Source organism: Vibrio ezurae NBRC 102218 (assembly GCF_000467185.1).
In the GTDB taxonomy this organism is placed as follows: Bacteria; Pseudomonadota; Gammaproteobacteria; order Enterobacterales; family Vibrionaceae; genus Vibrio; species Vibrio ezurae.
On the sequence record NZ_BATM01000059.1, the window covers coordinates 19,965 to 30,460 of the forward strand.

The following is a 10,496-nucleotide window of genomic DNA, read 5'->3' on the forward strand; positions in this document are numbered from 1 at the left end:
TTATTTTTCCTTGTTTAGCCCGTTTTGTAAGTAACTTTCAGTTGTTTTTGGTTGGTGGTATAGACCAAATTGCATGCGAATAAGTATTCACTACCACCAAAATGACCATAAATAGGTTCTGCTTTGGTTAAAGACAAAAAGGCGTTAATCGGAGCTGTTGAAAGTTAACCAACAGTTGGCTTTGCTGTAGAAATGAACAAATAGAGGGGTTTGACTGAGAAATATCGGAATTTAAAACTATTACAGTTTATAATTAACGCCATTTTATTAGCAGCTTAGTGATTAACATGCATCAATACCTTGCCGTAACGGCCAATGGCTTAGAAAATCTATTGGTAGAAGAACTTAATAAATTGGGAATTGAAAACCCAAAACCCGTACAAGCGGGCGTGCGGTTTAAGGCGAGCCTAGAACAGATCTATAGAGCGTGTTTATCTTGTCGAACCGCGTCTCGATTTGTGCGAATTCTGTCTGAGTTTAAGTGTCAAGATGACATGGATTTATACCTTTCTTGTATGTCGATTCGTTGGCAGAACCATTTTGATGCAGGCAAATCGATTATTGTTGACTTCAACGGTACCAATGGCCAGATCCGTAATAGCCAATATGGCGCGATGAAGGTTAAGGATGCGATTGTGGATACTTTCACTAAAGCAAACCTACCAAGACCTGAGATCAGCAAAGATCGTCCCGATCTTCGCATTCATGTTCGTCTACACAGAGATGACGCCATACTGGGCATCGATATGGTCGGCCAAGGTCTTAACCAGCGTGGCTACCGTACTGAAGCCGGTCGTGCACCTTTACGTGAAACTCTGGCGGCCTCTATTGTTATGCGCAGTGGTTGGGATACTCAATCGCCTCTTATCGATCCAATGTGTGGTTCGGGTACGTTACTGATTGAAGCGGTAATGCTGGCTGCCAACGTAGCGCCGGGTCATGCACGCACTAACTGGAGCCTTGAGAACCTAAAAGACTTTGACTACGCATTGTGGGCTGAAGTGAAATCTGAGGCGAAAGTGGTTGGTCGTCGCGGCATCAACAAATTTGATGTGCCGGTGATTGGCTATGATAACGATCCGCGAGTGTTGGAAACGGCTAAGAAGAACGCCGTTCGCGCCGGAATTGACGGTTTAATCGACTTTAGACTTGGTGATGCGACTCGTATTACTGCGCCTAAAGACGCAGGTACAGGCTCTATTATTTGTAACCCTCCTTATGGTGAGCGACTAAGCACCGAGCCGGGCTTGATTGCGCTGTATTCTGAGTTTGGCGCCCAGTTAAAAGCGGAGTTTGGCGGTTGGAATGCGTCTATTTTCTCAAGCTCTGACGAGCTATTGAGCTGTCTGCGCATGCGTGCTGATAAGCAATATAAAGTAAATAACGGCGCGCTAAACTGTCTACAAAAGAACTACGGCATTTCTGATAAGCCAAGAGCGACAACAAACGGCAATGACTCACAGCCTGTAGAAGCTGTGGTAGCCCCTGATTTTGCCAACCGTCTGAAAAAGAACATCGCTAAGATTGGCAAATGGGCGAAACGCGAGCAACTCGATTGCTACCGTATCTATGATGCGGACTTGCCTGATTACAATGTGGCTATCGATGTGTATCCAGGTCACTTAGTGATTCAAGAATACGCTGCGCCTAAAACCATCGATCCGGAGACGGCCAAGCGTCGTCTTACTGACATCATTCGCGCCAGCATTCAAGTGACGGGCGTAGAAGCGAACAATGTGGTACTCAAGGTTCGTCAAAGACAAAAGGGCACTAATCAATACCAGAAACTGGCGCAAAAATCGCATCAGATGGAAGTGTCTGAATATGGCGTTAACCTTAAAGTTAACTTGTTTGATTACTTAGATACGGGCCTGTTTTTGGATCACAAACTGACGCGCCGTAAAATTGGTCAAATGGCGGCAGGTTGCGATTTCTTGAACCTATTTGCTTATACGGGCAGTGCCACGGTACATGCAGCGGTTGGCGGCGCTAAGTCGACCACCACTATTGATATGTCGAATACCTATCTTGATTGGGCGAAAGAAAACTTAGCTATTAACGGCATTAAGGGTAAACAACATGAGTTTATTCAAGCTGACTGCTTACAGTGGCTTGAAACGGCAACCGGTCAGTATGATTTGATCTTTATTGATCCACCAACGTTTTCTAATTCAAAGCGTATGAAGCAAACTTTTGATATTCAACGCGACCATATTCAGCTTATGACGCACCTAAAACGCTTGCTACGTCCACAGGGCACGATTGTGTTCTCCAACAATAAACGTCAGTTTAAAATGGATATGGAAGGGCTAGCGGAGCTTGGGTTACGAGCACAGAATATTTCAGACAAGACACTGCCGCTGGATTTTGCGCGTAACAAGCACATCCACAACTGCTGGTTAGTCACACTGGCAGGCGATACAGAGTGAAAGTAACTCTGTACAGTACCGAAGGGTGCCATCTTTGCGAGCAAGCGTATGCCTTGCTCAGCCAAGTTGGCATTGAACCACAGGTTATCGACATTGCTTTTGATGACGCCTTGTTTGCGCGTTACGGTGTCACGATACCTGTAGTTCAATATAATAATCAAGAACTCAACTGGCCCTTCGATTTACAACAATTACAACAATGGTTAGACAATAATGGCATTACTTACCATTCATAATGGTCAATTGGCTTTCGGTGATATCCCACTGCTGGATAACGCTGATTTTCAGCTACAAGAAAACGAACGTGTTTGTCTCGTGGGACGCAACGGTGCAGGTAAATCCACCTTAATGAAGGTGATTGCAGGCAGCGTGCAGATGGACGATGGCAATATGCAGATAACTCAAGATGTGGTTATCTCGCGCTTAGAACAAGATCCACCGCGTAATCAACAGGGCACTGTCTATGAATACGTCTCTGAAGGCTTAGCTGAAATTGGTAAACAGCTTAAGATCTACCAAGATCTGTTGGATCTCGTGGCGGAAGACCCAAGCGAAAAGAACATTAATCGTTTATCCAAGGTTCAAGAAACCCTTGATCATAGCGGTGCATGGCGTTTTGAAAGCCGCATCACCAATGTGTTGGAAGCGCTGGCACTGGATGCGAATACTTTACTAACCGATTTATCCGGTGGCTGGCAACGTAAAGCGGCGTTAGCACGCGCTTTGGTGTGCGATCCTGATGTATTGCTACTGGATGAGCCAACCAACCACCTTGATGTGACCACCATTGAATGGCTAGAAACCTTTTTGAAGGATTTCCGCGGTTCAATCATCTTTATTTCGCACGATAGAAGCTTTATCCAATCCATGGCAACACGTATTGTCGATCTCGATAGAGGCAAGCTTTCTTCATTCCCAGGCAACTATCAGCAATATCTCATCGATAAAGAAGAAGCGATTCGCGTTGAAGAAGCGCAAAACGCCGAATTTGATAAGAAACTGGCTCAAGAAGAGACTTGGATACGTCAGGGCATCAAGGCGCGCCGTACGCGTAATGAAGGACGCGTCAGAGCACTAAAACAATTGCGTCGTGAGCGTAAAGATCGCATTGAAGTGCAGGGTAAGGCGAACATTCAGATTGATGACGGCACTCGCAGTGGCAAAATCGTCTTTGAAGCGGAGAATATTAGCTACGCTATTGACGGTAAAACCATTATTGACGACTTTAGCTTCTCAGTGATGCGTGGCGATAAAGTGGCTCTGATCGGCCCTAACGGTTGTGGTAAGAGTACCTTGCTTAAACTGATGTTAGGCGACATTAAACCCGACACCGGGCGTTTACATTGCGGTACCAAGCTCGAAATTGCTTATTTTGACCAATATCGTGAAGCGCTTGATCCTGAAAAAACCGTTATTGATAACTTAGCGGATGGTAAACAAGAGGTTACTGTGGGCGGACGTGAGCGTCACGCGCTCAGTTACTTACAAGATTTCTTATTTTCACCAAGACGTGCCCGTTCTCCGGTAAAAGCCTTATCTGGCGGTGAGAAAAACCGTCTGTTATTGGCGCGAATTTTCCTTAAATCGAACAATTTATTGGTTTTAGATGAACCAACCAACGATTTAGATATCGAAACATTGGAACTTTTGGAAGATTTGCTTGCCAACTATCAGGGGACGTTACTCTTAGTGAGTCACGACCGTGAGTTCGTAGACAATACGGTCATGGCGAGTTGGATTTTTGAAGGTAATGGTCGCATCGAGGAGTTCGTTGGCGGTTACCATGATGCGCAGCAGCAGCGCGCTCAAGTGAAAGCCTCTCGTCAGGAATTTGTGGCAAGCAAAAGTGACGTAGTGGTTACAGATAAAGCAACTAAAAAAGCAAGTAGCAAACCAAGTCGCAATAACAGTAAAAAGTTGTCGTATAAGTTGTTACGTGAGTTAGAATCGCTACCACAACTTCTAGAACAACTCGAAGAACATATTGAAAGCCTACAGGAACGAGTCAATGACTCGGCTTTTTTCTCTCTTCCTGTAGAGGAAACACAGCCTGTGCTTGAGGAGTTAGCTTCCAAGGAGCAGGAACTAGAAATAGCATTTGAGCGCTGGGAAGAGCTTGAAGCAATGCAGCAGGAATAATAGATTTTGAACCGTAGTCGTATCTTTAAACTTTCAGCCGTAGCCAGTTTGGTTATGGCTTCGTATGGCGCTAATGCCAACCTTTATGATGTTGTACCAGTGGCTGTTCCAAGTAATCTTGGGATCGAGTCTTATGCAAGTGCCATTGACGAAAACGGTAATGTGGCTGGTGATACCCGCGATGGTACTGACGGCATTCCATTTCGTGATGAAGCGCCTTTTGGGGTTGATAATACGTTTACCTATGTCGATTGGTACGATCTTGAAAGCTACTGTTATCAACAACTTGGTTATAACAGTTGTGAAAACTGGGCGGAACGTGAATGGCAAGGAATTAATGATAAAGGTGGTTTAGAGCGCGAACGTGAAGCGTATTATTTTAATAACTACCAAGCCAATGCTAATAGCTTCCTAACGGTTTATCCCGCGAACGCTGATAACACAGCAACAGGTTCATCTAGTCAGTTGTTTACTACTGAGCCTTCGTCCGAATATAAACCGGGTGGCGGTCAATGGGTGGCCAAATCAAATGATGTAGTGGTCAATAAATTCAGCGTTGATGGCGAGGTTATAGGTAGTACCAGTAGTGGTTACTATGACTTTGGGCACTATGGTCTAGCCTTTAGAGAACGTGGGTTTGTGGGAACTGATTTGTTGTTACCACCTAAATTGGCTTTAGATGGCACCAGTCCTATCAGTGACATTGTCACTAAAATGGGCCGTACTATGGCATTTGACTCTTTTAGCTATGAAAATAAAACTTACGTTGTCGGGAGTGCCTCAGTTTCTCCATTTGACTATAGTGATAGTGGTAAAGACTATGACGGACGTGATTTAGGACAGTGTTTCAGCGGCGGTGTTGCAATCGATGATCCTGGCGCGAGTAGCAACTGTCAAAACTTTGCTTTTTCAACCAAGGGCTTTGTGTGGGATATAGCAACACCGGATGCTGGTGTTGCTGTGAGCAAGTGGTCAAATACTAAAAACGATGACGCTGAAACTGGGCTTCGAGATGAAAAGTCTTATATGTCTAGTGTTCGTGGCGCCGTAGTACCTGACAATACGCTGATTCCAAAGGAAGATGGTACTAATCCAGACGAAACGAAGTATAACGGTAAGCCTATTTTAGTCGGTTATAATACTGACCGTGATGACAATAACTTAATGATGCAAGCGGCCATATTCTACCCTGATGAAGACAGCGGTGCATTTGATATTACTAAGCCGGACGCTTGGAAGACCGTATTTATTAATAACGCACGTGTTAAGAGTGGTAGTGACTACATTTACTCGAACACTAAAGCGACCGATATTAACAATAACTTGCTCGTTATTGGTGAGTCTAAGCGTAGTGGCTACATTCCTGAAAATGGCGCGGCAGCGAATCGAATGTTTGTAGCCGATGCGAGTCAGGATACTCCTGCTGCTACCTATCTTGTTGATACGGGAGAATCTATTTTCTTCAGAGGGTCTGGTGGTGAAGCAAAAGCGGTAAATAACTATAATGAAATTGTAGGCACCATTGATGCTGAAACTGCACGTGAATACGGCGGTAAACAGCGTCGACACAGAGGGTTTATCAACCCTTACGATTTTGAGGGTACTCATGTTGCTCGTCGTAAATTGTTTGAGAACCGTGCTTGGTGGCTTGATGACTTAACCAATGATGAAAAAGTGAGTGGCACAAATAACCATTATCGAGTGATTGCTGCATCAGATATTAACGATAAAGGTGAAATTTCGGCTACTGCCTTATATTGTGCCGGTGGGTACGATAATACCGGTCACAATGCATATTGTGGTGAAGGTCAAGGTGTTGAAACCATTGTTGCGGTCAAACTAGTTCCTACTGTCGATCTCAACGATGATAAGGCTACGGCTACTATTACACCACGAAGTGTTGCTCAGGAAGAAATATCTCGACAAGGTGGGAGTATCGGTCCTTGGATGTTGGGATTACTGGGATTAATAGGGTTGCGTCGACGTTTAAAAAAGCAGTGATGCTTTAAAGCCAAGATAAGCGAATTAAGGACAATATCACAAATTGGATATTGTCCTTTTTTTAACCTTGAGAAAAGTTCATTTTTGAACGAGTCTTATAAAGGGTATTTTTTATCTTGCGAGTACCAGTAGAGTTTCGCAGTTCAACAGCCGTTTGTTGGAAGTAAAAGGTAATTTACCCATTTGTTTATCGAAAGGTTAGAGGATTTAACTATGAAGAGACAAAAACGCGACCGTCTTGAGAGAGCACAGTCCCAAGGTTATAAAGCGGGGCTTAATGGTCGCTCAAGTGATACTTGCCCATATCAACAGACAGACGCTAAATCACAATGGTTGGGAGGTTGGCGAGACGCGAAAGGTGACGTAGAGTCCGGTCTTTATAAATAACCTTAGGAGCAGACCCCATATTGGGGTTTGTTTTTATGTTTCTAATGCACTATAACTGAATATAGTTAGACAACAGAAACACATACATTACCTTCCTTCGCATAATACCTATTCAATAGGGGAGAAAACGAAAAAGCCACGATAAATATCGTGGCTTTGGAAAAAGTCGTTCTGTAACTGAACTTAGAACTTAGAAGTATCTTTAAATAAGCCCACTTTAAGATCTTTAGCAACGTAGATTTCTTTACCGTCAACTAGAACGCGGCCATCAGCCATACCCATAACCAGTTTGCGGTTTACAACGCGCTTCATGTGAATCTCGTAAGTCACTTTTTTCGCGGTTGGCAATACTTGGCCGGTGAATTTAACTTCACCTACACCTAATGCGCGTCCTTTACCTTCGCCGCCAATCCAGCCAAGGAAGAAACCAACCAATTGCCACATGGCATCAAGTCCAAGACAACCAGGCATTACTGGGTCACCAGGGAAGTGACAATCAAAAAACCATAGGTCTGGAGTAATATCTAATTCTGCAGTAATAAGACCTTTGCCAAACTCACCTTCGGTTTGCGACATTTTAGTCACACGGTCCATCATCAGCATGTTAGGCGCAGGGAGTTGTGGGCCTTGAGGACCAAATAGTTCACCACGGCTTGATGCTAATAGGTCATCACGATCATATGAGTTTGCGATATCGCAAGGTTTTTGTTGCATTGTATTGAGTCTCCAGAATTTTTGAACCTGCATCTTATGTGATGCAGTATAGTACTTACAACTCCGATCAGTCCTTAAACAGCATTCTTTTTAGGCGTTCAAACAAAGTTTCACCTAAATCATGCTGATTAAGTCTATCGATACGCTCCGCAATCTTATTAAGGATTGTATCTTCGCAGTCACCGCTAAATTGTTGTCCTGTAATGATAGGCAGTGCTTGGTGAACATCCTCTACACTCCAAATATGAAACTTGCCTTGCTTTATGGCATCGACAACATCTTTATGTAGAGATAAATGGCGTAGATTTGATTTTGGCAAGATAACGCCTTGTTCACCCGTTAACCCTTGATGGGCACATACATAGAAAAAGCCTTCAATCTTTTCATTAAGTCCGCCTACAGCCTGCACGCGACCAAACTGATCAACCGCACCCGTTACCGCAATGTTTTGTTTAATTTCATAACCGGATAACGCACTAACAAACGCACACAGTTCGGCTAATGATGCACTATCGCCATCCACTTCGCTGTATGACTGTTCAAAAACAATAGAAGCGGAGTAAGGTAACGGCTCATCTAAATCAAGTGCGCTGCTTAAAAACGCCTGCATGATCATCATGCCTTTTGCATGCAGGTTACCCCCTAATTCCGCTTTGCGTTCCACATCAGAAACGTCGCCATCACCAAAATGAATGACGCACGAAATACGAGCGGGCTCACCGTAAGATACAGGATGCCCCGGTATATCAATCACCGTTAGTCCGTTGACTTGGCCGACCTGTTTGCCTTCAGTCTGAATCAGGACTTGTCCGTCAAGAATATCATCCAGTGCACGATTAGGTAGGTAAGATTCTCGGTAGTATCGCGCTTCTAAAGCCGCTTCAATGTGTTTAGACTCAATGCAGTTTGAGTTGGATTCGATCGCCGCCTCGGTCAATAAAGATTGTATCCACGATGAGGATAATGGTGCAAAGTGTTGTTCTTCACAAACACGAGCGCCAGCGGTCAAGAAATTATCAATAGCGGCAGGAGACATATCGGGTAATTGTGCACGGCGCGCGACATTGGCGACATAGCCTAAATAGGCTGTCGCAGTGTTAGGGTCGATACGCATATCCATTTCAACTTCAGTGAACATAGTGTGTGAAGAAGAGAAGGCAGGGTCCAAATAGTCAAGATCGGCAAGCTGGCTACGATCGCCCACCACAACGACTCGTACTGAGCTAGTAAAGCATTGGTTCGCTGCAAAGCCATTTTGACCTGAACGTACTTTTGAAACGGCTTCACCTGCGAGCAGTGAACGTATTGCCAACAGCGTGGTTGGCTGTACCAACAAAGCATTTGCTGAAATGACCAAGTAACCGCAGTGTTGTTGCTCAAGCAAACCGATAGACGATTGTAGCTCACCAGTGTTGGTGACAGTGTAACTACCGAATAACTCTTCCGCAGACAAGGTTTCGCTATGCAATACCGGCAAGTCAGTTAACGACGACAACACCGAGGTAATTTCACTGCGAGACAACACGGTGTCCGAACTGTTAATCGCAAGCAATGGTGCTCTATTTCCAAGAACAACAAACCGCTTAAGCGTTGCTTCTAGACGTGGTTGTAGCGAAATAAAAGGGGTTTCAGTGTATTGAAACAATGTGCGACTTGAATCGATTTCATGCTGGGGCGTAGCGAGTTGCCAATCTATGGATTTCATAAATACTTACTAAAATATACTATGCCGCTAGTATACCTAAGGTTATAAAAGATAACCCGAAAAATAGTCAATTTACACTTGGTTGATGTGTCATTTTGCGCAACCTTGCATCATTTTGTGCTTTATCCCAAATATTGAAACCCATTTTATTGTCAAATGTTCGCTTCAGGGTTACGCTGTCACTGTATGTTTTTAATCAATGGACTTAACACCTTAACTCATGAAATATCAACAGCTAGAAAACCTAGAATGTGGTTGGAAGTGGAACTACTTGATCAAAAAGTGGAAGGAAGGAGAGACAATTACTCGTCATATTGACAGTAGTGCTGATGCCGCCGCTGTTGAACTTTTACGAGCTATAGAGCACGAACCTGTGCAAGTGTTAGAGTGGATTAATCACCATATGTCCATGGAGCTTGATAATAAACTCAAACAAGCGATTCGCGCCAAAAGAAAGCGTCATTTTAATGCTGAACAAGTTCACACGCGGAAGAAATCCATCGATTTAGACTATCGCGTTTGGGAAAAACTCTCTTATCGAGCAAACGAGTTGGGCTGCACTTTATCCGATGCCATTGAGTATCTACTCAGTGAGGCTCAGCGCAGTGAGAAAGCCAGCGAAAAAGTGAACCTTTTAAAAGAAGATCTCAATAAACTTTTATCTGATTAACCCTTATTTGTAGGAGACAAGCATGTTGTACGTCATGTTAATTGCTGCGGCATTAATTTTTGCGATTGTGCTTTACGACAAACCGAAAATGAAATTGGTCTTTAAAGACGGTCAAGTGAGTTCTCATTCCGGGAAGGTTGATAAGATGTTTCTCCATAAGTGCAAAGAAATTGTCAAACAGCATCCATTTGATGGCACCGTTAAAGTGTACCAATCAAGAAAACAATATCGCGTGAAGTTCTCCAAAGGTGTTCCGAATAAAACACGTCATACTTTACGTAGCGCATTACCAGGTTCAAAAGCAAACAATAAAAAGCGTTAGAAGAATGAAGCAGTGCTAAAGCTTCAATCAGTTCAGCAAAGAGCACTGCATTATGAGAATCAACAAGGCAATTACAAGCAAGCATAGATAAAATATAAGCCTCAGATGTGTCGAATGTACCCGCAAACC

At 43.8% G+C, this 10,496-nt stretch carries 9 protein-coding genes; 7 read left to right on the top strand and 2 right to left on the bottom strand.

All coding sequences use genetic code 11. The features are described 5' to 3' along the window. Nucleotides 1–287: 287 nt before the first annotated feature. The 5 genes from rlmKL (at nt 288) to rmf (ending at nt 6,956) form a co-directional block, all read left to right on the top strand. Nucleotides 288–2,429 carry a bifunctional 23S rRNA (guanine(2069)-N(7))-methyltransferase RlmK/23S rRNA (guanine(2445)-N(2))-methyltransferase RlmL gene (gene rlmKL / locus VEZ01S_RS15950; RefSeq protein WP_040891256.1) on the top strand — a complete coding sequence of 714 codons (2,142 nt, stop codon included), beginning with the start codon at nt 288–290 and terminating at the stop codon, nt 2,427–2,429. Continuing rightward, nucleotides 2,426–2,665, top strand: coding sequence for a glutaredoxin family protein (locus VEZ01S_RS15955; protein ID WP_021715085.1), 240 nt, complete (start codon nt 2,426–2,428; stop codon nt 2,663–2,665). Before rlmKL ends, VEZ01S_RS15955 begins: the two co-directional genes overlap by 4 nt. Then, nucleotides 2,643–4,568 carry an ABC transporter ATP-binding protein gene (locus VEZ01S_RS15960; RefSeq protein ID WP_021715086.1) on the top strand — a complete coding sequence of 642 codons (1,926 nt, stop codon included), beginning with the start codon at nt 2,643–2,645 and terminating at the stop codon, nt 4,566–4,568. Before VEZ01S_RS15955 ends, VEZ01S_RS15960 begins: the two co-directional genes overlap by 23 nt. Before the next feature lie 6 nt (nt 4,569–4,574). Further along, nucleotides 4,575–6,569 (top strand): DUF3466 family protein, encoded by a 1,995-nt coding sequence (locus VEZ01S_RS15965; RefSeq protein ID WP_040891257.1) that lies wholly within the window; start codon nt 4,575–4,577, stop codon nt 6,567–6,569. Nucleotides 6,570–6,782: 213 nt separating this feature from the next. Continuing rightward, a complete protein-coding gene (gene rmf, locus VEZ01S_RS15970; RefSeq protein ID WP_021715088.1) occupies nt 6,783–6,956 on the top strand; it encodes a ribosome modulation factor in 174 nt (57 codons plus the stop codon). A gap of 183 nt (nt 6,957–7,139) precedes the next feature. Here the strand turns inward: rmf and fabA are convergent, their stop codons facing one another. Continuing rightward, the gene (gene fabA / locus VEZ01S_RS15975) at nt 7,140–7,670 is read right to left on the bottom strand and encodes a bifunctional 3-hydroxydecanoyl-ACP dehydratase/trans-2-decenoyl-ACP isomerase (RefSeq protein WP_021715089.1); all 531 of its coding nucleotides are present in this window, start codon (nt 7,668–7,670) and stop codon (nt 7,140–7,142) included. A gap of 67 nt (nt 7,671–7,737) precedes the next feature. Then, nucleotides 7,738–9,375, bottom strand: a complete 1,638-nt coding sequence (locus VEZ01S_RS15980; protein WP_021715090.1) for a S16 family serine protease — start codon at nt 9,373–9,375, stop codon at nt 7,738–7,740. 220 nt (nt 9,376–9,595) lie between these two features. Here VEZ01S_RS15980 and matP point away from each other — a divergent pair, with 220 nt between their 5' ends. Both matP and VEZ01S_RS15990 read left to right on the top strand, forming a co-directional pair. Then, nucleotides 9,596–10,045 (top strand): macrodomain Ter protein MatP, encoded by a 450-nt coding sequence (matP, locus tag VEZ01S_RS15985; protein WP_021715091.1) that lies wholly within the window; start codon nt 9,596–9,598, stop codon nt 10,043–10,045. A gap of 22 nt (nt 10,046–10,067) precedes the next feature. Next, nucleotides 10,068–10,367 carry a DUF3634 family protein gene (locus VEZ01S_RS15990; protein ID WP_021715092.1) on the top strand — a complete coding sequence of 100 codons (300 nt, stop codon included), beginning with the start codon at nt 10,068–10,070 and terminating at the stop codon, nt 10,365–10,367. Nucleotides 10,368–10,496 lie beyond the last annotated feature (129 nt).